The organism is Proteinivorax tanatarense (assembly GCF_040267685.1).
GTDB classification, from domain to species: Bacteria; Bacillota; Proteinivoracia; order Proteinivoracales; family Proteinivoracaceae; genus Proteinivorax; species Proteinivorax tanatarense.
Genome location: NZ_CP158367.1, coordinates 1,857,936 through 1,878,844, shown reverse-complemented (window position 1 = coordinate 1,878,844; position 20,909 = coordinate 1,857,936). Strand labels below are relative to the sequence as shown.

Here is a 20,909-nt window from a genome sequence, read left to right as displayed (position 1 = left end):
TTCTGCTGGGACTGAGAGCTGGATTTGAAACTTGATTTAATGCCGGGTCTATTGGTTCTCAAGGCAAAGGTTAAAATCTATCATTTCAATTGTAGAATTAATTAAGTAAAACCACTATCTAAATAATTATTTGTTCTATCACTGACCAAGCATGTAGCTTATTTGGAAAAAAGAATTCCGTCCCAGCATGTAGCTAATTTATAAGTTTTCGTGGCCAATTAAAGCTTTTGAATTAGTAAATGTAGATATCTTGAGTGGAAGAACAAAACATTTATTAGCCACGAAAACGTCGATATTATGCTCATTCTGCTGGGACTAAGAGCTGGATTTGAAACTTGATTTGATGCTGGGTCTATTGGTTCTCAAGGTAAAGGTTAAAATCTATCATTCCAATTGTAGAATTAATTAAGTAAACCCATTATCTAAATAATTATCTGTTCTATTACTGACCAAGCATGTAGCTAGTTTGAAAAAAGGATTTCGTCCCAGCATGTAGCTAATTTATACGTTTTCGTGGCCAATTAAAGCTTTTGAATTAGTAGATGTATATATCTTGAGTGGAAGGTCAAAAAAAATATTAGCCACGAAAACGTCGATACTATGCTCATTCTGCTGGGACTGAGAGCTGGATTTGAAACTTGATTTAATGCCGGGTCTATTGGTTCTCAAGGCAAAGGTTAAAATCTATCATTTCAATTGTAGAATTAATTAAGTAAAACCACTATCTAAATAATTATTTGTTCTATCACTGACCAAGCATGTAGCTTATTTGGAAAAAAGAATTCCGTCCCAGCATGTAGCTAATTTATAAGTTTTCGTGGCCAATTAAAGCTTTTGAATTAGTAAATGTAGATATCTTGAGTGGAAGAACAAAACATTTATTAGCCACGAAAACGTCGATATTTTGCTTATTCTGCTGGGACTAAGAGCTGGATATTTGAAACTTGTTTTGATGCTAGGTCTGTGAACCTCTATGGTTAGTGAGATTTCTATAATTATCATACTACTTACAGAGATTTTAGAGGATATAATCAACATAATAATTATCCATATTTTTTATTGACCAAGCATGTAGCTTATTTGGAAAAAAGAATTCCGTCCCAGCATGTAGCTAATTTATAAGTTTTCGTGGCCAATTAAAGCTTTTGAATTAGTAAATGTAGATATCTTGAGTGGAAGAACAAAACATTTATTAGCCACGAAAACGTCGATATTATGCTCATTCTGCTGGGACTAAGAGCTGGACATTTGAAACTTGATTTAATGCTGGGTCTGGTCTCTAAGGTAATTAGGTGCCCTACGCGAAATGGGAACCACAAAAAAGGGCTATCGGACCTTGCCCCATAGCCTTACTTTCATGAATTTAAATAATGTTTTTTTCAATCAAAAGTATAACGATGCAATTAACTATTAAGCCGCTTATAATCAACGGTACTTACAGTGGTGTGAATTAAAAAAAATTATCCTACTCTCAAAAATCAATTGTTTGTTGGGAGGATTATAGTAAATGTTGTACCGTTGTTGTTGCTTTTACAATAAATATGACCCTTGTAATGTTCCACTACTTGCTTGCTAACAGAAAGACCTAGACCAGTACCGCCATGTTTTGTAGAATAAAAGGGGGTGAATATCTCTTCTTTGATACTTTCTGGGATACCCGGACCTGTATCAGAAATATTTATAATAAGTTGTAGGTTCCTTACTCTGCAGGAAACATCTAAGGTCCCTCCACTTTCCATGGCTTCGATAGAGTTTTGAATGATATTTAAAAAAACCTGTCTAAACTGAACTCCATCGCCAGTGATTGGCGGTATAGCTTTATCAATATCAACATTTATGGTGATATTTCTTTTTTCGATTACAGATGCTAGTGTTGTTAAAACGTCTTGAAGGATTTCTGATACCTTACATATATTTGCTCGATCCTTTTGAGCTTTGGAAAAATAGATAGAGTTTTTTAGTATACCGTGGGCTCTATCTAACTCTTCTAAAATAAAATTGATATATACTGCATTATTTTTATCGATTAGCTTGGTTTGAAGAAGCTGCGTGAATCCTCTGATAGACGTTAAAATATTTTTTATTTCATGAGCGAAACTAGCAAACATTTGACTAAATCTTTCTTGCACCTCTTTAACATCGTGACTGCTGGCTAGTGCTTCACTCATAATATCACTTGATAAAATGATAATTTGCTCAAAATTATAAAATAGATGATTTTTAGGTATGCCAATTAAGATAATACCATAAAAAATTTTGCTGATTTTCCCTACTATGGGTACAGCAAAGAATGTCCAATCCTCTATGACCTTATTTTTATATTTTAATTTTTCAACGGTTAAGGGCTGTCTTTTTTTTATAACCTCTTTAATTGGGCTTTCTTTGTTAGGTTTTGTCCAATCTTCACCGATAACTATTTCCGAATCAGCTATGGGGAAAGCAGGGCAGTAATGCTTGGATAATAAATGGCCTGATTGATTAAAAATAAGACAAAGGGTTTTATTTGGAACCATAGATTCTAAGTGATTGTTTAAAATTTTAGAAACGTTAATAAGCTTAGAGTGATAGCAAATAAGATCATGTTCTTTATCCTCTGATATATTTTTAATGGGAAAAACTTCATGAAATGTTTTTTGACAAAGTGAGGTTTTGCTATGATCAACACAACTATCTTGTTCCATATATACACCTACTTCCCTGACTGCTATTTCAAAAAACAATATTTAAGGTTTTATTTCGCCAAATAATTGAATATTCCTGCAAAAAGGTACAACATAGTAAAATAATTCCCCTTATTCAATAAAATTCTAGCAATTTAATAAGGAATGTAATATTTTTCTTACGCTTAATAGTTAAATAAGTTGACCAAGCCAACTATTGTTGGTATCCTAGAGATAATGAGAGCGGAGGTGTTTTTGTGGAAAAGAAATATTGTGAACATGTTGAGGAAATTGAGCATTTAATCAGAAAAGTAAGTTTTGTGATAAGGTGCAGAGGAAGAGATATTTTGGAGGATTTTGCTATAACGCCTCCTCAATTTAATGCTTTACTGTTGCTTAAGGAATACGGTGATATGACTATTGGAGAACTAGGAAATCGCATGTATTTGGCCAGTAGTACAGCAACTGACTTAATTGATCGTATGGAAAGAAATTCGCTGGTGGAAAGGACCAGGGATGGTAAAGATAGAAGAGTAGTGCGTTTGAAAATGACTGATACCGGTGACCAAATGATTAAAGAGGTACTAGAAAGCCGTAAAAGATATCTAGAAAAAATACTGGTTAAAGTAGAAACTGATGATAAAAAACAATTAGTAAATTCTTTGTCAAAAATTTACGATTTAATGAAAGAAGAGTATAAATCATAAATTACTAGGAAGAGTGATAAAATGACTTTATTACTACAACTGTCTTTAATATTTTTTGCTCGTGTACTAGATGTTTCTATGGGAACTTTAAGAATGTTATTGATTGTTAAAGGCAGAAGATTACATGCTGCTGCTATTGGTTTTTTTGAAGTGATAATTTATATAGTTGCATTAGGCTGGGTAGTTAACTCCTTAGATGAGCCTCTTAATTTGTTTATTTATGCTCTGGGGTTTGCTGCTGGAAATTATGTAGGGATTTTTCTAGAAGAGAAACTGGCTCTAGGGTATGTGTGTGTCCAAGTGATTCCCAGCATAAAATCTCAGCCCATAATTAATTTGCTTAGAGAAGAGGGATATGGAGTTACTGTTATAGAAGCAATTGGCAAAAATGGGCCTAAAAACATTCTAAATGTTTATTCTGCAAGGAAAAATTTAAATAAACTTCTTTTTCTCATTTCGGAACTAGATAATGCTGCTTTTACAGCTATTATGGATGCTAAAAAAACCGTTGGAGGATACTATAAACAACAAAAGGCAAAATAAATCAGTTTGAAAAGTTACTAAAATGAAATTATATTTATTTGGTAGTAATTGCTTTCAAACACAGTTAAAAGCAGTCATATCAGACTGCTTTTTTATTTGGTGTTGTTTTTTTGAAATATATTAAAAAAATATTAATAACATGTAAAGATTAGAGGAATTTATAATAATATCTAGAATAAGATAGCTAATGGAATAATCCATTAGTCCAATCTTTGATTGGACACCTTGGTATTGTATTAGCGGAATAAAGTAAAGGTGGGTAAAAATGTCTTTTAATACTAATTCTATAGGTTTGTTAGATTCAGGAGTTGGAGGTTTAACGGTGGTAAAAGAAATCAGCCAAATACTTCCAAAAGAGAGAATGATATATTTTGGAGATACCGCTAAGATGCCCTATGGACCTAGGGAACCTAAAGAGGTTCGCAGTCTTGTAACGGACATAATAAATTTTTTAAATACTCAAGATATAAAGATGATGATAGTGGCTTGTAACACTGCCACTGCTGTGGGATTGAATTATTATCAACAAAAGTTAAGCATCCCTATAATTGGTGTTATTGAGCCAGGGGCTCAGGCTGCTGTTGATACAACGATAAATAAAAAGATTGGAGTTATTGGAACTGAAGGCACTATTAACAGTAAATCATACGAGGACGCTATAAAGAATATAGACCCTAGTATGAAGGTGTATTCTAAAGCATGTCCTTTATTTGTATTGTTGGTAGAGAATAACCTAATTAACACAAAAGAAGCTAAAGAAGTGACAAAAAGTTATTTAACACCTCTTAAAGAAAAAGGGGTTGATACTTTAATTTTAGGATGTACACATTATCCAATAATGGAGGGACTTATTCAGGAGGTGATGGGACCAGGTGTGAGATTGGTTAACTCTGCTAAAGCAACTGCTCAACTGACTAAGAAAATTCTTACTAAGAACAAGGCGTTGTATAATGAGAAAAGAAACCCTGTTCATAGGTATTTTGTTAGTGGGGCAACAGCAGGTTTTGAAAGGGTAGCTAACAAATGGTTGGAAGGTAACACCAAAGCATTTAGAGTGGATCTAGAGAATTAAATGGGAGGAAGATAAATGAGCTCAAATACTATAGTAATTGGAGTTATCGGTGCTGATGTTCATGCTGTTGGAAATAAAATATTAGACTATGCTTTTACACAAGCCGGTTTTAAAGTAGTTAACATTGGGGTTTTAGCGTCTCAAGAAGAGTTTGTAAAGGCCGCTGTTGAAACTGGAGCTGTAGCAATTTTGGTGTCGTCACTATATGGGCATGGTGAGATTGACTGTAGAGGATTAAGAGATAAGTGTGAAGAAGCGGGTATTGGAGATATACTTCTTTACGTTGGCGGAAACTTAGTGGTAGGAAAAAAAGAATGGGAGCCAGTTAAGAAAACGTTTTTAAATATGGGGTTTGATAGAGCATACCCCCCCGGAACTGCTCCTGAAACTTCTATAGAGGACTTAAAAAACGATTTATCTCAGGGGGAATAGCAGCATGATTGAAGCAGTGCTTTTAATTGACTTTGGTAGTACTTTTACAAAAGTTACAGCTGTAGATGTTGAAGCTAGAAAGATAATTGCCACTGCCAAAGCACCCACTACTGTTGAGTTAGGAATCGACAAAGGACTTATTGAAGCTATAGATAAATTGGAAAAAAGTGCAGAAGTAAAATTGAAGTATAGAAGGAAGTTAGCTTGCAGCAGTGCGGCAGGTGGACTAAAAATGGTAGCTATTGGACTTGTTCCTGATTTGACAGCGGAAGCTGCAAAAACAGCTGCTTTAGGTGCAGGCGCAAAGTTGATGGATGTGTATAGTTATCGTTTGAACAACAAAGAGTTAAAAGAAATTACAAACTTAAATCCAGATATAATTTTATTAGCTGGTGGGACAGACGGAGGTAATAGTGAGGTTATAGTTGAAAATGGAAAAAAATTAGCTCAATCAGATATTAACTGTCCGATTATAGTTGCTGGTAATAAGGATGTTCAGGATGAGCTATATGAAATACTGTCTGAGCAAAACAAAGAGTTTTCTATTATAGATAATGTATTGCCGAGTCTGGATAAAATTAATATTGAGCCTGCTAGAGAAGAAATTAGAAAGGTTTTTATCAACAATATTATTTCTGCAAAAGGTTTTGATGTAATAAAAAAAGAAATTAACAGTATTGTCATGCCTACCCCAGAGGCTGTGTTGCAAGCAGGAAAATTCATTTCAGAACACAAGCTTTTAGGGTCTGAAGAGCTTATAATTGTAGATATGGGTGGTGCAACTACAGATGTTCACTCCTTTACTGATGGGATGCCCAATACTACTGGCGTTGTTTATAGAGGTCTTCCGCAGCCTTTCGCCAAAAGGACGGTTGAGGGGGATTTAGGAATGAGGTACAGTCTATGTGCTCTGATTGAGGAAATTGGTGAAGCAAAAATTAAAAAGGAGTTACCGGACTTAAATTTAGATAATATAATTAAAAATATAAATGAAGATTATTGGAATGAAGATGTGACTTGGGAGTTCGAAAACTATTTGGCAAGACATGGAGTTAACAAAGCTGTTCGACGTCATGGAGGAACTGTTGAAACTGTTTATACACCACAAGGAGCAAGCTATATACAAACGGGCAAGGATTTGACTAATGTAGGTGTAGTAATAGGGACAGGTGGACCATTGGTGAATAGTAGCAAAAGTGGGTATATTCTAAAGGGGGCACTTTTTAACCCTGATGAACCGATGGTGCTAATGCCTAAGCGTTGTAACTTTAGCGTTGATAGAAAGTATGTCTTGTCGTCAATAGGTTTATTGGTAGACGACTTTCCAGAAGTAGCTAAAGCGATAGTCCAAGATAATTTTGACTTTATTGAGGGAGGAAATTAAGGTGGAAGTAGTTAATAAAAAATGGCCAATTGAAAAACTGTTTGCTCAACGGGAAGAAATTTTAAAGACATGGGAAACTGGTAATGAGGTAGCGGATATTAAAAAAGGAATTGAGTACCAAAAATCCATTCCGAAAGCTAAGAATTTTGCCAAAAAGCTAAAAGAAGCTAAAGAAAATAAAGTTACGCTTGTTCAGCCTAGAGCAGGTGTTGCGTTGGTGAATGAACATATTGCTCTGTTGCAATTTCTTCAGGATGAAGGAGGGGCGGACTTGCTTCCTTCAACTATTGATAGTTATACAAGACAGAATAGGTACGCAGAAGCTCAAAAAGGTATTGAGGAAAGTGTATCAAGTGGAAGATCTCTTCTTAATGGTTTTCCTGCTGTTAATCATGGTTTGGAAAACTGTAGAAAGGTAGTTGAAAGTTTAAAATCACCGGTGCAAGTTAGACATGGTACTCCTGATGCAAGGCTTCTAGCGGAAATAGCCTTAGCAGCGGGCTTTACAGACTATGAAGGTGGCGGAATTTCTTATAACATTCCTTATGCGAAAGATGTTTCGCTGGAAAAAACTATATACTACTGGCAATATGTAGATAGACTTGTTGGCTACTATCAAGAAAATGGTGTAGAAATTAATAGGGAACCATTTGGCCCTCTTACAGGTACATTAGTTCCCCCTTCTATTAGTCATTCCGTGGCGATTTTAGAAGCTATTTTAGCGGCTGAGCAAGGAGTAATGAATTTAACATTAGGTTATGGTCAGTGTGGTAACCTAATCCAAGATGTGGCGGCTATTCAGACCTTGGAGGAACTAGCAGAGGAATATTTAGTTAATAATGGACATGAAAATAGACAGCTAACTACAGTATTCCACCAATGGATGGGTGGTTTCCCGCAGGATGAAGCAAAAGCTTTTGGAGTTATAAGTTGGGGAGCATCTGCTGCAGCACTAGCTAAGGCAACCAAAGTTATTGTAAAAACTCCTCATGAAGCCATGGGTATTCCTACCAAAGAGGCCAACGCTCAAGGGCTTAGAACAACAAAACAAATTATTAATATGTTAAAAGACCAGACTCTCCCTGAAAGTAAGCAGTTGTTGCTAGAAAAAGAAATGATTAAAAAAGAGACAAGAGCTATATTAGATGCAACTTACAAAATAGGAGAAGGAGACTGGGCAAAAGGCGCTATTAGAGCATTTGAAAGCGGAATTATTGACATTCCTTTTGCGCCAAGCAGATTTAATGCAGGAAGAATACTACCTGCTAGAGATAATGATGGTGCCATAAGATTGCTTGATAGTGGCGATTTGCCATTAACTAAAGAAATACAAGATTTTCATAATGAAAAGATTGCAATACGTGGAAAAGCAGAAGATAGAGATCCTAGCTTCCAGATGGTTATCGATGACATATATGCTATAGGAAAAGGATTTTTAGTGGGAAGACCTAGCTAAATTTTGGGAGGGTGTTATGTTGAAAATAATTGATGTAGTAACTTCATGTGGGTTGACAGGTTTTTACTTTGATGATCAACGAGCTATAAAAGGTGATGCAGTTCAGGATGGGTTCACTTACAAAGGTGAAGCAGTAACAAATGGTTTTACTTCAATAAGGCAACAAGGAGAAAGCTTGTCTATCATGTTCAAGCTTGAAGATGGTCAGATTGCATATGGAGACTGTGCCGCAGTACAATACTCTGGTGCAGGTGGTCGTGATCCTTTGTTTCTAGCTGAGGATTTTCAACCTATTGTTGAAAACAAAATAGCTCCAATATTAAAAAACAGAGAAATTTCTAATTTCAAAGATTTAGCTGAAGAAATAGATAATCTAAAAAAAGATGATGGGAAACCAATACACACAGCTTTGCGTTATGGCATTACCCAAGCAATTTTAGATGCTGTGGCTAAAAGTAAAAAAATTACTATGGCAGAAGTTATAGCTCAAGAGTATAACACAAAGCTTTGTACAGAGCCCATACCAGTATTTTCCCAAACTGGCGATGAAAGGTACATGAATGTTGATAAGATGGTTATTAAAGGTGTCGATGTCATGCCCCACGGATTGATAAATAATGTTAAACATAAATTGGGGAGGAACGGTGAAAAGTTAGAAGAATATGTTGCTTGGTTAAAAGAAAGAGTAAGGGAACTAGCTGGTAGTGATGAATATTTGCCTATCTTTCATATAGATGTTTATGGCACTATCGGGATAGCATTTGATTACGATATTGATAAAATGGCAGACTATTTAGACAGGTTAGGTAAAGTGGCAGCTCCCCATACCCTTAGGATTGAAGGACCTATGGATATGGAAGAAAAGCAGCTACAGATTGAAAAACTAAAAGAGCTATATAACAAACTTCAGCAAAGAGGCAGTAATGTTGAAATAGTTGCTGATGAGTGGTGTAATACTTTTGAAGACATTAAGGATTTTGCTGATAACAGATGCTGTCATATGGCTCAAATTAAAGCCCCAGACTTAGGGGGAATTAACAACATTATAGAAGCGGTACTTTATTGTAAAGCAAACGGTGTGGGAGCATATTTAGGAGGGACATGCAACGAAACGGATCGTGCAGCTCAGATTGCTGTGCATATTGCTTTAGCTACCAGACCTGATCAGATACTTGCGAAACCTGGTATGGGTGTGGATGAAGGACTTATGATAGTTAAAAATGAAATGGCCAGAACATTAGCTTTGTTAAAGTAAATCTAATATATTGGACAAACTAGCATCTTTAACCCCTTTATGGAATATATATTGAGAAATATATTATCTATGGAGGGGTTATCATGAAAATTAGACTTTTACTAATAGGTTTTTTAGTTTTACTTATAACTTTAGGGTGTGGGGGATGCTTAGATAGAATTTTTGGACCAGTTGAAGAAGACAAAAATGACGAAAAAGACTCCGAAAAACCAGAGGAAAAAGTTCAAGTTCAAGAAACTTCTGGTGCAGAAGATGAATATTTAGAGATTGATTTCTATGTTGTTGACGATACTACTGAAATGCTATTGCCGGTAACTATTACGTACCCACGTCAAGAAGGAATAGCACAAGCTACAGTTACGGAGCTTGTTCAAGGTAGTGAAATTTCTCAAAAAATAGGTGAGTTTAACTTAAGTTTACCTTTGCCGGAAGGAACTGAAGTTTTAGGGATTAGTATTTCTGATAAAACTGCGGTAGTTGACTTTAACGAAAAACTTCTTTCATTTGAAGATAAGAACCAAGAAAAGTTGGCCGTAACTTCAATTGTTTATACTTTAACCCAATATTCTTCTATTGATAAAGTTCAAATAAGGGTAAATGGCAATACTATTAATGAGCTTACAAACGGTACTAAAGTCAGCTTGCCAATTTCGCGAGGGAATTTAGGTGTTAATGTTAGCGTTGAAGATGAAGTGGATCTAAAGAATTCTGAGATGGTTACTGTATATTATCCTATTTTAAGAAATGAGACCAATCTCTATATTCCAGTTACTAAAGTGGTTAACTCCAGTACAAATCAACTAAAAACTGCAGTGTCGCTTTATTTGGGAGGAACTGATTTTTCTAAACCCTTTGAAAAAGATGTGGAGATTATTAAAACTCAGACAAAAGAAAATGTTGCTGTTGTAAGCCTATCTCAGGAGTTTATTTCTTATCCACGTGAGATTGAAGAAGGTGTGGTTGAATCTTTGATATTAACGGTAACAGAGATAGAGCGTATCGATAAAGTTCAACTTTTGGTTGAAGGACATCCAAAGGTTTTACCTGCAGGTACTGACTTAAATAATATAATGGACAGACCTGCTTTTGCTAAAATTAACTAATGTAGTTTACGAAATTACTTTTTATAAACGAGGCATAAAGCTTTAAGGAGGCTATAAAAATGAAGGAGTTTAAAATTCTTGCACCTACGGCTATATTAGGGTATGGATTTCCAGTAGAGTCATTTAAAAAAGGAATGGATAAAAGTCCAGATTTAATTGCAGTAGATGCAGGCTCTGTAGATCCAGGCCCTTATTATCTTGGAGCTGGCAAATCTTTTACTGACCGGACTGCAGTTAAAAGGGATCTTAGGTTTATGTTAAAAGCAGCGAAAAAACAAAATATTCCCGTTTCTATTGGAAGTGCAGGAGGAGCAGGAGGTAAGGAGCACTTAGATTGGAATGTTGAAATAATAGAAGAAATATTAGCTGAAGAAAAGCTGGACTTAAAAGTTGTAGTAATAAATTCACAGCTTGATAAAAGTTACTTAGTCGATAAGTTGGAGAAAAATGATATAGTACCCCTATTTCCAGCAAAAGAGATAAATGCAGAAATCATAAAAGAAAGCACTAATATCGTTGGACAAATGGGTGTAGAACCTTTTATAAAAGCAATAGATATGGGGGCAGATGTTATTGTGGCTGGGCGCGCTTATGATCCTGCAGTATTTGCAGCACACCCAATAAAATTAGGATATGATTCTGGACTTGCTATGCATATGGGCAAAATACTAGAATGTGCCTCGATAGCTGCATCTCCTGGAAGCGGCAGAGATGCAATGTTAGGAACTTTAGGTGAAGACTATTTTATTTTAGAACCTATGAATGATCAGAGGAGTTGTACTACTGACTCAGTAGCAGCTCATAGTTTATATGAGAAAACTAATCCTTTCCTTTTGCCAGGGCCTGGAGGTACATTAAATCTAAAAGAAACCACTTATCAACAGCTTGATGACAGAAGAGTGAAAGTTAAAGGAAGTCGCTTTGAACCGGCGGATGAATATACTATTAAGCTAGAAGGTGCTGCTTCTGTGGGTAAAAGAACTATATCTATAGCAGGGACTAGAGATCCAATTATGATAAAACAAATAGACGATATTATTAAAGAGGTAGAGCTTCAAGTAAAAGATAACTTTCAAGATGGAAACTATGAATATACATTAAACTTTCATGTATATGGGAAAAACGGTGTAATGGGGGCGTTAGAACCTAATTTGACTCCGACAAGTCATGAACTAGGTTTAGTTATTGATGTGGTGGCTCAAACAAAAGAAGTAGCTGACACAATTTGTAGTTTTACTAGATCGACCATGCTGCATTATGGTTACGAAAATAGAAAAGCGACTGCAGGAAACTTGGCATTTCCTTATTCTCCATCTGATATTTATGCAGGAGATGTATACCAGTTTACTATTCAGCATTTGCTAAAGAATATTGACCCTGAAAATCTTTTTGATACTCGTCGGTTGCAAGACTACAAAAAGGGGGTAGAATAAATGAGCAAGATTAACATAACAGAATTAACTACAGTTATACGAAGTAAAAATGCAGGACCTTACGAGCTGACCTTTGATTTGATTTTTAAGTCTGAAGATATATTTGAATATGTGGTGAAGAACAATTATATCACGGAAGAATTGATTGCTGAACTTTACAACATTGATAAAAGTAAAGTTATTTCAGTTGTGCCCTATTCGCCATCTAAAGCAATAAAAGCTACAATAGTTCGGCCTATTGCAGCAGGTGATATAGGGGAGACAGATGTTTATGGAGCTCAACAACATGGTCCCCTATTAAATATAGAAATTCCGTGGAAAGGAAGGGATATTTCTTGAGAGAAGTCCATGTTTCTGATATAACAAGAGAAATCAAAGAAATGGTTATTTCATGCAATTATGTTTTAGCAGACGACATAAAAGATGGACTAGCAACAGGGGTTGAAAGTGAGGATGACAAACTGGCTAAAAGCTTACTAAGCCAAATTATTGAAAACAGTGAAATAGCTGCACGAGAGCAAATGCCTATATGTCAAGATACTGGTATGGCGGTTATTTTTGTTGAGTTAGGCAGGAAAGTTGCTATAGTTGGAGGAGGTCTTGAAGAGGCGATAAACGAAGGTGTAAGACAAGGTTATAAAGAGGGATATCTAAGGAAGTCTGTTGTTCAAGATCCATTAAATAGGGAGAACACTAAAGATAATACTCCCGCAATACTACATGTAGAGTTAACAGAAGGAGAACAAGTGAAACTAACTGTTGCACCTAAAGGTTTTGGTAGCGAAAATATGAGTACTCTAAAAATGCTTAAGCCAGCCGATGGTAAAGAAGGAGTAATAGATTTTGTGCTAGATTCTGTGGAAAAAGCAGGAGGTAATCCATGCCCACCTATTGTTGTTGGAATAGGTTTAGGAGGGACTATGGAAAAAGCAGCTTTGTTAGCTAAAAAAGCCGCAGTACGCCCCATAAATCAACCTTCTGTTAATCAGTTTTATCAGCAGTTAGAAGAGGAGCTTTTAACTAAAATAAACGAATTAGGTATTGGGCCTCAAGGATTTGGTGGTAAAACTACAGCCATAGGTGTAAATATAGAATATTACCCAACTCATATAGCGGGATTGCCTGTAGCAGTTAACATTAATTGCCACGCTACAAGGCATGCCACGAAAACTATTTAGAAGGGGGATTTATATATGAATATTACGGAATTAACGACCCCTTTAAAAGAAGAAGTAACATCCAAACTAAAGGCAGGAGATTTAGTAGAAATAACAGGGACTATTTATTCAGCAAGAGATGCTGCACATAAGAGGTTTGTTGAGTCGCTTCAAAAGGGTGAAAAATTGCCCTTCGATATAAAGGGGCAGGTTATTTATTACGTTGGCCCATGCCCGGCAAAGCCTGGGCAGATAATAGGTTCCGCAGGGCCAACAACAAGTGGTCGAATGGATAAGTACACTCCACAATTATTGGAATGTGGTTTAAAGGCGATGATAGGAAAAGGGCAGAGAAATCAAAAAGTTATAGATAGTATAGTGGCGAATAAGGGTGTTTATTTTAGTGCAGTAGGTGGTGCTGCAGCCTTGATAGCAAAGCGGATTAAAAAAAGTGAAATAATAGCATACGATGATTTAGGAGCGGAAGGTGTTAGAAAGATGGAGGTTGAAAAATTACCTCTAATCGTAGCAGTGGACAGTAATGGAAATGATTTTTATAAACAAGGTAAAAATAATTATTTATTAAAATAGTTAAAAGGGCTGTCTTTGCAGGCGATATTATTTCTGCTTAAGACAGTCCTTTTTTGTTATAATCCTAAGTACTAAGTATTCTTTATTACAGGACAACGACCTGTAAAAGCTTTAGGAAAGCGACATTACTTACACTTTTTGTGGAAAAAGATGCTTAAATAATGTATAATTGCAAAAGGAGGTGTCGACAATGAATTCATCTACCCATCAATATTTGATGCATGCTACATACTTTGCGCCAAGGGGAAAACATAGATTGCAAGGGCTGGGTAATCATCTTAGCCAAAGATATATCAGTCCTAATGATAATATTATAGGATTTATAGGAGACTCGGGAGCAGGCAAATCAATTTTAATTAGAGGTATTTTTCCTGGGCTGGAGTTGACCAATGACGACGAAGGTATAAATGTAAGGCCGTTACCCCTACTTCATCAGTATCAAAAAGGACATTTTCGTTCTCATACATACCATCTTGACGTAAGATTTGAGTCGGCTTTTACACAGACGTGGGAGTTAGCTGAAGCTATCAAAGAAGCTGTATCACAAGGTAAGAGGGTTATTGTAGAACACTTTGATCTGTTATACCCTCACTTAGGCTTTAACGCCGAAGTTCTTATAGGTGTTGGAGAGGAAGTTATAATAACAAGGCCAGGGGTATTTGGTCCGGAAGCTAAAGAAATTGGCGATATTGTTTTTAATTCAATAAAATACAGAAAAATGGCCCACACTGCTGAGGATCTAACCTCTTTGGTGTTGATGGATATGGGGTTTGACAGACCAACATATCATAGTGATATTAAACATGGATTTGTTTTAGAATTTAAAACTAAACCTAATATAGACTTAATCGAATTAGAGCAAAAAGTTAAGGAATTAATTGATGCTAATTTAAGTATTTCTCATCATGATGATGAACATATTAATATTGGAGAAGATATCGTATTTCCATGTACAGGTCCTCGTATCCATGTAAAAAAAACAGGGGATATATCAGGATTTTACTTGATAAAGGACTTTAAGTGGGATACTTTAAACCAACAATATCTTTTGGCTGGTCTCATAGGTTCAGAGCAGTCAGGTTTAGAATTATTAAAATAGGAGGCATAATATGCGTATTGATGACAGAGAAAAAAATCAGTTAAGATCAGTTAGAATAACAAGGAATTTTATTAAACATGCTGAGGGATCTGTACTTATAGAAGTTGGAGATACTAAAGTAATTTGCACTGCAACAGTAGATGAAAAGGTTCCCCCTTTTCTAAAAGGTGAAGGTAAAGGTTGGGTAACAGCTGAATACTCAATGCTACCAAGAGCAACTGGAAATAGGAATATAAGAGAAGCTGCCAAAGGAAAACAAAGTGGCAGAACTTTAGAAATCCAAAGATTAATAGGCAGAGCTTTAAGATCTGTTGTAGATTTAGAGGCTTTGGGAGAAAGGACTGTTTGGCTTGACTGTGATGTTATACAAGCAGATGGCGGGACAAGAACTGCTAGCATTACAGGTGCGTTTGTTGCTTTAGCCGATGCAATGCAAGGGTTGGTGGAAGAAAAAAAAATAAAAACAATTCCTATAGTAGACTATTTAGCAGCTACCAGTGTTGGGTTAGTAGATGGGGAAATTTTGCTTGACCTAGCTTTTGTTGAAGATAGCAGTGCCGCAGTGGACATGAATATTGTAATTACTGGCAAAGGGAATATCGTTGAGGTTCAGGGGACTGGAGAGGAAAATCCCTTTTCTGAGGAAGAGTTTTTACAGCTTTACAAATTAGCAAAAGAAGGTGTGAAGGAGCTTATTAATATTCAAAAAGAAGCATTAGGGGAACTTAAGATATTGTCAAAAGGGGAATAAAATATGAGTAAGTTATTAATTGCAACAGCTAACAAAAATAAGGTAAAGGAAATTTCTAATATTCTTTCTAGTAGTTTCAAAGCTTTTTGTACTTTTTCTGATTTTGATTTAGATTCCCCAGTTGAGGATGCCAATACATTTGAAGGTAATGCTTTGATAAAAGCTAGGTATGGTAGCACACAAACTGGGTTACCAACTTTAGCAGATGATTCCGGGCTTTGTGTAGATTATTTGCAGGGTGAGCCTGGAGTTTATTCATCTAGATATGCTAAAGAAGGTGATGATATAGCCAACTATAAAAAGCTATTAAAGAACTTAGAAAGGGTTCAGTATGATGATAGAATGGCTTTCTTTTTTACTTCTATGGTAATGGTATTCCCACAAGGTCAAGAGATAACTGTAAGTGGTAAATTAGAAGGTTATATTTCAGAGTCACCAAAAGGGAAAAATGGGTTTGGTTATGATCCTGTTTTTTACTTGCCAGAATATCAAAAAACACTGGCGGAATTGGATTTTCAGACAAAAAACAGAATTAGCCACAGAAAAAAAGCTTTGGAAAACTTGTTGCCTGAACTTAGGGGGGAATAAAGTTGCCTACGGAAATTTTGGTTGTTAGTGATACCCATGGCGACCATAAGTGTTTAGAAGAAATTTTAGAATTGTTAAAAAGTAAAGATATGTTAATTCACTTAGGAGATAATTATGAAGACTTTTTATGGCTTAAAAAAAGAGTTGATATTAAGGCTATAGGCGTCAAAGGAAATTGTGACCTTTTTAGTAATGGCAAAGAAATAGAGCTTATAAAAGTGGAAGAGGTCAACATCATGCTTACTCATGGACATGATTTTGGTGTTAAATCGGGACTTTTAAACTTACTGTACTATGGATTAGAAAGGAAAGCTCAATTAATATTATTTGGGCATACTCACATAGGTTATAATGACAAATATGAAGGAGTTAACTTGTTTAACCCTGGCAGTCCTGTAATGCCACGTGGAATGTCAAAGGCCAGCTATGGAAATGTCACTATAGAAGGAAATAAATTTAGCTGCGAAATAAAAAAAAGAAAAAAATATTAAAAAACACTTTACAGAGTTCAATAATTTTTGTATAATTAGTTTTGTTGTTGTGGCACGACATTAGCTAAAAACAAAATAAAAAACAAAATAAGTGTTGACAACAACAAACAAAAGTGTTAAGATATATACTGTTCGACAAAAACGTACGCCCGTAGCTCAGGGGATAGAGCAACGGACTTCTAATCCGTGAGTCGGAGGTTCGAATCCTCCCGGGCGTGCCATTTTACATGGTGGGTGTAGCTCAGTTGGTTAGAGCACCAGATTGTGGCTCTGGGGGCCGAGGGTTCAAATCCCTTCACTCACCCCAAATAAAATATCTTAACATTGCTGGGCCGTCGCCAAGTCGGTAAGGCACGGGACTTTGACTCCCGCATGCGTAGGTTCGAGTCCTGCCGGCCCAGCCAATTGAGCCATTAGCTCAGTCGGTAGAGCACCTGACTTTTAATCAGGGTGTCCCGTGTTCGAATCGCGGATGGCTCACCACGCGAGAGTGGTGGAACTGGCAGACACGCTAGACTTAGGATCTAGTGCCGTTAGGCGTGGGGGTTCGACTCCCCCCTCTCGCACCACATTGCGGAAGTGGCTCAGTGGTAGAGCATCGCCTTGCCAAGGCGAGGGTCGCGGGTTCAAATCCCGTCTTCCGCTCCATACTGTAATAAAAGAGATGCTAAGGCTCTTTTTTTTTGTATTTAAATCGAAAATTTTTAAGTGCATATTTTTGTCTACATAATTTTGACCACTTTACTTATATTTGATAAAATGATGGTTAAAGTATCAAGGGAGATATTAATCCTTGATTTATTGGCTAACCAGATTTTTATATGTTATAATTAGATGGTTAAACGATTATACAAGCAATCTAAGGAGGTTACTTTAATGAAAGTAAATTGGGAAAAGAAGGAGAATAATCAAGGGGTATTAACTATTGAGGTTCCTGCAGAAAATGTAGAGCAAGCAATCGAAAAAGCATACAAAAAAATGAGAAAAGATATTGAAATTCCTGGGTTTAGAAAAGGAAGAGTTCCTAGAAAAATTATCGAAAACAGAGCTGGTGTAGAGGTGTTTTATGAAGAAGCGGCAAACTTTATGCTTCAAGAATTTTACCCTAAAGCTGTTGAGGAAAGTAATATAGAACCAGTATCTCAACCAGAAATTGATGTAGAGCAGATAGAAGCTGGCAAACCTTTTATTTTTACAGCCAATGTAACTGTAAAACCAGAAGTTGAGCTGGGAGAGTATAAGGAGCTAGGCATTACAAAAACTGTAAAAGAAGTTAGCGAAGAAGATGTAGAAACTGAGCTGAAAGGTATGCAAGAAAAGAATGCTGAGCTAGTTGTTGCAGATGAGGGAGCGGAAGTTTCTGAAGGTGACACTGCTGTTATTGATTTTGAAGGATACATAGGTGAAGAAGCGTTTGAAGGTGGTAAAGGTGAAAATCATCCGTTAGTAATTGGTTCAAAATCGTTTATTCCAGGTTTTGAAGAGCAACTTATTGGCAAGAAAATAGGAGAAGAAGTTGATGTTAAAGTAACCTTCCCTGAAGAATATCATGCTGAAAACTTAGCTGGTAAAGAAGCAACATTTAAAGTGAAAATAAACGAAATAAAAAAGAAAAAGCTTCCTGAACTGAATGATGAGTTTGCTAAAGACAATAATTTTGATACGTTAGAAGAGTTAAAAAAAGATGTTCAACAAAAGCTTGACGAGCAAGCTGAAACTCAAGCTCAAAGAGAGTTTGAAGAAGAAGTTATAGGCAAGGTTTCTGAAAACGCTAAAGTTGACATACCTGAGGTAATGGTTGAGAATCGTTTGGAAGATATGGTCAAAGAGATGGAGCAAAGATTATCTGCTCAAGGTATGAATCTAGAAACATATTTGCAATTTACAGGTGGAGACTTAGAAACTATGAAAACTGAGCTTAAGCCTCAAGCAGAAAAAGATGTGAAAACAAACCTTGTGATTGAAGAGGTAGTTAAAAATGAAGATATCGAAGTAACTGAAGAAGATTTTGAAAATGAAATTGAAAAGTTAGCAGAAATGTATAAACAAGAAGTAGATAAAATCAAGGAAATTTTCTCCATGCCAGGACAAAAAGAAAGTATAGAAGATGGCATAAAAAGGAGAAAAGCTGTTGAATTTTTATTGGAAAATAGCTAAAGGATAGTAATATAACTTTACTATAAACATAAAATTTAAAAAGTAAGGAAAGGGGTATGTGCTATGAACCTTGTGCCAATGGTTGTGGAACAGAGTAATAGAGGGGAAAGATCTTACGATATTTATTCTAGGTTATTAAAAGACCGCATTGTTTTTATAGGGAGCGCTATCGATGACAATGTTGCCAATACAGTAATTGCCCAACTATTGTTTTTAGAAGCAGAAGACCCTAAAAAGGATATATATTTGTATATTAATAGCCCTGGTGGCTCAATCACAGCAGGAATGGCTATTTATGATACAATTCAGTATATAAAGCCTGATGTATCTACTATTTGCGTTGGTTTAGCTGCTAGTATGGGAGCATTTTTACTTGCTGCTGGCAAGGAAAAAAAGAGATTTGCTCTACCTAATAGTGAAGTTATGATACATCAGCCGTTAGGTGGTGCTCGAGGCCAAGCTACTGACATTAAAATCCATGCAGAACATATAATTAAAACAAAGCAAAAATTAAATGAAATCTTAGCTAAAAGAACTGGTCAGCCTATAGAAGTAATTGAAAAAGATACTGATAGGGATAAGTTTATGTCAGCAGATGAGGCGAAGGAATATGGTATTGTAGACGAGGTAATGGAACGTAACACTGTTAATGGGTAGGTGATGTTATGAAATTTAATGAAGATAAGCATAAATTAAAATGTTCATTTTGTGGCAAAGAACAGGATGAGGTTAAAAAACTTGTCGCAGGTCCAGGAGTTTATATTTGTGATGAATGTATAGAGTTATGCACTGAAATTATTGAAGAAGAATTTAGCGAACAAGTACTTGACGAAGAATCTAAGCTAACAGATGTACCTAAGCCGTATGAAATAAAAGATGCTCTTGATTCATATGTTATTGGTCAAGATGAAGCTAAAAAAGCTTTATCAGTAGCTGTTTATAATCATTATAAGAGAGTGCAAGCTGAAATTGAAAACGACGATATAGAACTACAAAAAAGCAATATATTATTTATAGGTCCTACTGGAGTTGGGAAAACTTTATTGGCTCAAACTTTGGCAAGGATGCTAAAAGTGCCTTTTGCAATTGCTGACGCAACTTCTTTAACAGAAGCTGGATATGTAGGTGAAGATGTTGAAAATATTCTTTTGAAACTAATTCAAGCAGCAGATTATGATGTAGAAAAAGCTGAAAAAGGCATTATTTATGTAGACGAAATTGATAAAATAGCTAGGAAATCAGATAACCCTTCAATTACTAGAGATGTGAGTGGTGAAGGAGTTCAACAAGCTTTACTAAAAATTCTAGAGGGAACAACAGCAAGTGTACCTCCTCAAGGTGGTAGAAAACATCCTCACCAAGAGTTTATTCAAATTGATACAACGAATGTACTATTTATAGTCGGTGGAGCATTCGATGGCTTAGAAAAGATAATTCAAAATAGGACAGGTAAGAAAGTAATGGGTTTTGGTGCAGATATTAAAACAAAGGAAGAGCAAAACGTTGGAGATATACTAAAAGACGTTTTACCAGAGGATTTGCTTAAGTTTGGTCTAATTCCTGAGTTTGTTGGTAGGGTGCCAGTTGTAGCTCCTTTAGAAGCTTTGGATGAAGAGGCTTTAATACAAATCTTAACGGAGCCAAAAAATTCTTTAGTTAAACAATATGAAAAACTATTTAAAATTGATAATATAGAAATCGAATTTGAAAAAGATTGTTTAGAAGCGATTGCTAAAGAAGCTATAAAGAGGAAAACTGGTGCTAGAGGACTTAGAGCAATTATGGAGAAATTAATGCAAGATATAATGTATGATATTCCATCAAAAGATAATGTAACAAAGTGTATTATCACAAAAGAAGTTTTAACGGAAGGTAAAGAGCCAGTTTTAGTAACATCTAAAAAGAAAAAAGAAGACGAAACCGCTTAATTGTAATTAGAGAGGCTGTCTCAAAAACAGGGCTAAGTCCCGTTTTGAGGTAGCCCTTTCTTTTAGTAAAATTCTATTAAATTTTTTGGCATAAACTCTGCT

General features: G+C 35.8%; 20 protein-coding genes and 6 tRNA genes. 25 read left to right on the top strand and 1 reads right to left on the bottom strand.

Translation table 11 applies throughout. The annotated features are described in order from the left end of the window. Positions 1-1,478: 1,478 nt before the first annotated feature. On the bottom strand, positions 1,479-2,681 hold the full coding sequence (locus PRVXT_RS09360; RefSeq protein ID WP_350342612.1) for a two-component system sensor histidine kinase NtrB: 1,203 nt from the start codon (positions 2,679-2,681) through the stop codon (positions 1,479-1,481). Positions 2,682-2,917: 236 nt separating this feature from the next. Here PRVXT_RS09360 and PRVXT_RS09355 point away from each other — a divergent pair, with 236 nt between their 5' ends. From PRVXT_RS09355 to clpX, 25 genes are all read left to right on the top strand, one after another. Then, the gene (locus tag PRVXT_RS09355; RefSeq protein WP_350342611.1) at positions 2,918-3,367 is read left to right on the top strand and encodes a MarR family winged helix-turn-helix transcriptional regulator; all 450 of its coding nucleotides are present in this window, start codon (positions 2,918-2,920) and stop codon (positions 3,365-3,367) included. Positions 3,368-3,388: 21 nt separating this feature from the next. Continuing rightward, positions 3,389-3,910: a DUF2179 domain-containing protein gene (locus PRVXT_RS09350; protein WP_350342610.1), complete on the top strand. Its 522-nt coding sequence runs from the start codon at positions 3,389-3,391 to the stop codon at positions 3,908-3,910. A 265-nt stretch (positions 3,911-4,175) separates the two neighbouring features. Next, the gene (gene murI, locus PRVXT_RS09345; RefSeq protein ID WP_350342609.1) at positions 4,176-4,982 is read left to right on the top strand and encodes a glutamate racemase; all 807 of its coding nucleotides are present in this window, start codon (positions 4,176-4,178) and stop codon (positions 4,980-4,982) included. Positions 4,983-4,997: 15 nt separating this feature from the next. Beyond that, positions 4,998-5,414 carry a methylaspartate mutase subunit S gene (glmS, locus tag PRVXT_RS09340; protein ID WP_350342608.1) on the top strand — a complete coding sequence of 139 codons (417 nt, stop codon included), beginning with the start codon at positions 4,998-5,000 and terminating at the stop codon, positions 5,412-5,414. Between the two features lie 4 nt (positions 5,415-5,418). After that, positions 5,419-6,798: a methylaspartate mutase accessory protein GlmL gene (gene glmL / locus PRVXT_RS09335; RefSeq protein WP_350342607.1), complete on the top strand. Its 1,380-nt coding sequence runs from the start codon at positions 5,419-5,421 to the stop codon at positions 6,796-6,798. Position 6,799: 1 nt separating this feature from the next. After that, the gene (locus tag PRVXT_RS09330; protein WP_350342606.1) at positions 6,800-8,254 is read left to right on the top strand and encodes a methylaspartate mutase subunit E; all 1,455 of its coding nucleotides are present in this window, start codon (positions 6,800-6,802) and stop codon (positions 8,252-8,254) included. A gap of 19 nt (positions 8,255-8,273) precedes the next feature. Then, positions 8,274-9,509, top strand: coding sequence for a methylaspartate ammonia-lyase (locus PRVXT_RS09325; protein WP_350345142.1), 1,236 nt, complete (start codon positions 8,274-8,276; stop codon positions 9,507-9,509). A gap of 83 nt (positions 9,510-9,592) precedes the next feature. Further along, positions 9,593-10,612 (top strand): GerMN domain-containing protein, encoded by a 1,020-nt coding sequence (locus tag PRVXT_RS09320; RefSeq protein ID WP_350342605.1) that lies wholly within the window; start codon positions 9,593-9,595, stop codon positions 10,610-10,612. A gap of 59 nt (positions 10,613-10,671) precedes the next feature. Further along, positions 10,672-12,045 carry an acyclic terpene utilization AtuA family protein gene (locus PRVXT_RS09315; protein ID WP_350342604.1) on the top strand — a complete coding sequence of 458 codons (1,374 nt, stop codon included), beginning with the start codon at positions 10,672-10,674 and terminating at the stop codon, positions 12,043-12,045. Then, the gene (locus PRVXT_RS09310) at positions 12,046-12,384 is read left to right on the top strand and encodes a DUF4387 domain-containing protein (protein ID WP_350342603.1); all 339 of its coding nucleotides are present in this window, start codon (positions 12,046-12,048) and stop codon (positions 12,382-12,384) included. Further along, a complete protein-coding gene (locus PRVXT_RS09305; RefSeq protein WP_350342602.1) occupies positions 12,381-13,223 on the top strand; it encodes a fumarate hydratase in 843 nt (280 codons plus the stop codon). Before PRVXT_RS09310 ends, PRVXT_RS09305 begins: the two co-directional genes overlap by 4 nt. Positions 13,224-13,238: 15 nt before the next feature. Further along, positions 13,239-13,793 carry a Fe-S-containing hydro-lyase gene (locus PRVXT_RS09300; protein WP_350342601.1) on the top strand — a complete coding sequence of 185 codons (555 nt, stop codon included), beginning with the start codon at positions 13,239-13,241 and terminating at the stop codon, positions 13,791-13,793. 190 nt (positions 13,794-13,983) lie between these two features. After that, positions 13,984-14,892: an alanine-tRNA synthetase second additional domain-containing protein gene (locus PRVXT_RS09295; protein WP_350342600.1), complete on the top strand. Its 909-nt coding sequence runs from the start codon at positions 13,984-13,986 to the stop codon at positions 14,890-14,892. A gap of 10 nt (positions 14,893-14,902) precedes the next feature. Next, entirely contained in the window at positions 14,903-15,643 is a 741-nt protein-coding gene (rph, locus tag PRVXT_RS09290) for a ribonuclease PH (protein WP_350342599.1), read from the top strand. A gap of 3 nt (positions 15,644-15,646) precedes the next feature. Next, the gene (gene rdgB, locus PRVXT_RS09285) at positions 15,647-16,231 is read left to right on the top strand and encodes an RdgB/HAM1 family non-canonical purine NTP pyrophosphatase (protein WP_350342598.1); all 585 of its coding nucleotides are present in this window, start codon (positions 15,647-15,649) and stop codon (positions 16,229-16,231) included. 2 nt (positions 16,232-16,233) lie between these two features. Then, the gene (locus PRVXT_RS09280) at positions 16,234-16,722 is read left to right on the top strand and encodes a metallophosphoesterase family protein (protein ID WP_350342597.1); all 489 of its coding nucleotides are present in this window, start codon (positions 16,234-16,236) and stop codon (positions 16,720-16,722) included. Between the two features lie 145 nt (positions 16,723-16,867). After that, positions 16,868-16,943, top strand: a tRNA-Arg gene (locus PRVXT_RS09275). Between the two features lie 9 nt (positions 16,944-16,952). Beyond that, positions 16,953-17,029, top strand: a tRNA-His gene (locus PRVXT_RS09270). 21 nt (positions 17,030-17,050) lie between these two features. Then, positions 17,051-17,126 (top strand) — tRNA-Gln (locus tag PRVXT_RS09265). Positions 17,127-17,129: 3 nt separating this feature from the next. After that, a tRNA-Lys gene (locus tag PRVXT_RS09260) sits at positions 17,130-17,205 on the top strand. 1 nt (position 17,206) lies between these two features. Next, positions 17,207-17,291 (top strand) — tRNA-Leu (locus PRVXT_RS09255). Positions 17,292-17,295: 4 nt separating this feature from the next. Then, a tRNA-Gly gene (locus PRVXT_RS09250) sits at positions 17,296-17,370 on the top strand. A 228-nt stretch (positions 17,371-17,598) separates the two neighbouring features. Continuing rightward, positions 17,599-18,879: a trigger factor gene (tig, locus tag PRVXT_RS09245; RefSeq protein ID WP_350342596.1), complete on the top strand. Its 1,281-nt coding sequence runs from the start codon at positions 17,599-17,601 to the stop codon at positions 18,877-18,879. A 63-nt stretch (positions 18,880-18,942) separates the two neighbouring features. After that, positions 18,943-19,536, top strand: a complete 594-nt coding sequence (gene clpP / locus PRVXT_RS09240; RefSeq protein ID WP_350342595.1) for an ATP-dependent Clp endopeptidase proteolytic subunit ClpP — start codon at positions 18,943-18,945, stop codon at positions 19,534-19,536. 8 nt (positions 19,537-19,544) lie between these two features. Next, positions 19,545-20,807: an ATP-dependent Clp protease ATP-binding subunit ClpX gene (gene clpX, locus PRVXT_RS09235; protein ID WP_350342594.1), complete on the top strand. Its 1,263-nt coding sequence runs from the start codon at positions 19,545-19,547 to the stop codon at positions 20,805-20,807. Positions 20,808-20,909: the final 102 nt, after the last annotated feature.

Coding starts and splice junctions, on each gene's coding strand:
- rph (WP_350342599.1), top strand. CDS start 14,903: ATGCGTATTGATGACAGAGAAAAAAATCAGTTAAGATCAGTTAGAATA.
- clpX (WP_350342594.1), top strand. CDS start 19,545: ATGAAATTTAATGAAGATAAGCATAAATTAAAATGTTCATTTTGTGGC.
- PRVXT_RS09310 (WP_350342603.1), top strand. CDS start 12,046: ATGAGCAAGATTAACATAACAGAATTAACTACAGTTATACGAAGTAAA.
- tig (WP_350342596.1), top strand. CDS start 17,599: ATGAAAGTAAATTGGGAAAAGAAGGAGAATAATCAAGGGGTATTAACT.
- PRVXT_RS09295 (WP_350342600.1), top strand. CDS start 13,984: ATGAATTCATCTACCCATCAATATTTGATGCATGCTACATACTTTGCG.
- glmL (WP_350342607.1), top strand. CDS start 5,419: ATGATTGAAGCAGTGCTTTTAATTGACTTTGGTAGTACTTTTACAAAA.
- murI (WP_350342609.1), top strand. CDS start 4,176: ATGTCTTTTAATACTAATTCTATAGGTTTGTTAGATTCAGGAGTTGGA.
- clpP (WP_350342595.1), top strand. CDS start 18,943: ATGAACCTTGTGCCAATGGTTGTGGAACAGAGTAATAGAGGGGAAAGA.
- glmS (WP_350342608.1), top strand. CDS start 4,998: ATGAGCTCAAATACTATAGTAATTGGAGTTATCGGTGCTGATGTTCAT.
- PRVXT_RS09360 (WP_350342612.1), bottom strand. CDS start 2,681: ATGGAACAAGATAGTTGTGTTGATCATAGCAAAACCTCACTTTGTCAA.
- PRVXT_RS09350 (WP_350342610.1), top strand. CDS start 3,389: ATGACTTTATTACTACAACTGTCTTTAATATTTTTTGCTCGTGTACTA.
- PRVXT_RS09315 (WP_350342604.1), top strand. CDS start 10,672: ATGAAGGAGTTTAAAATTCTTGCACCTACGGCTATATTAGGGTATGGA.
- rdgB (WP_350342598.1), top strand. CDS start 15,647: ATGAGTAAGTTATTAATTGCAACAGCTAACAAAAATAAGGTAAAGGAA.
- PRVXT_RS09320 (WP_350342605.1), top strand. CDS start 9,593: ATGAAAATTAGACTTTTACTAATAGGTTTTTTAGTTTTACTTATAACT.
- PRVXT_RS09300 (WP_350342601.1), top strand. CDS start 13,239: ATGAATATTACGGAATTAACGACCCCTTTAAAAGAAGAAGTAACATCC.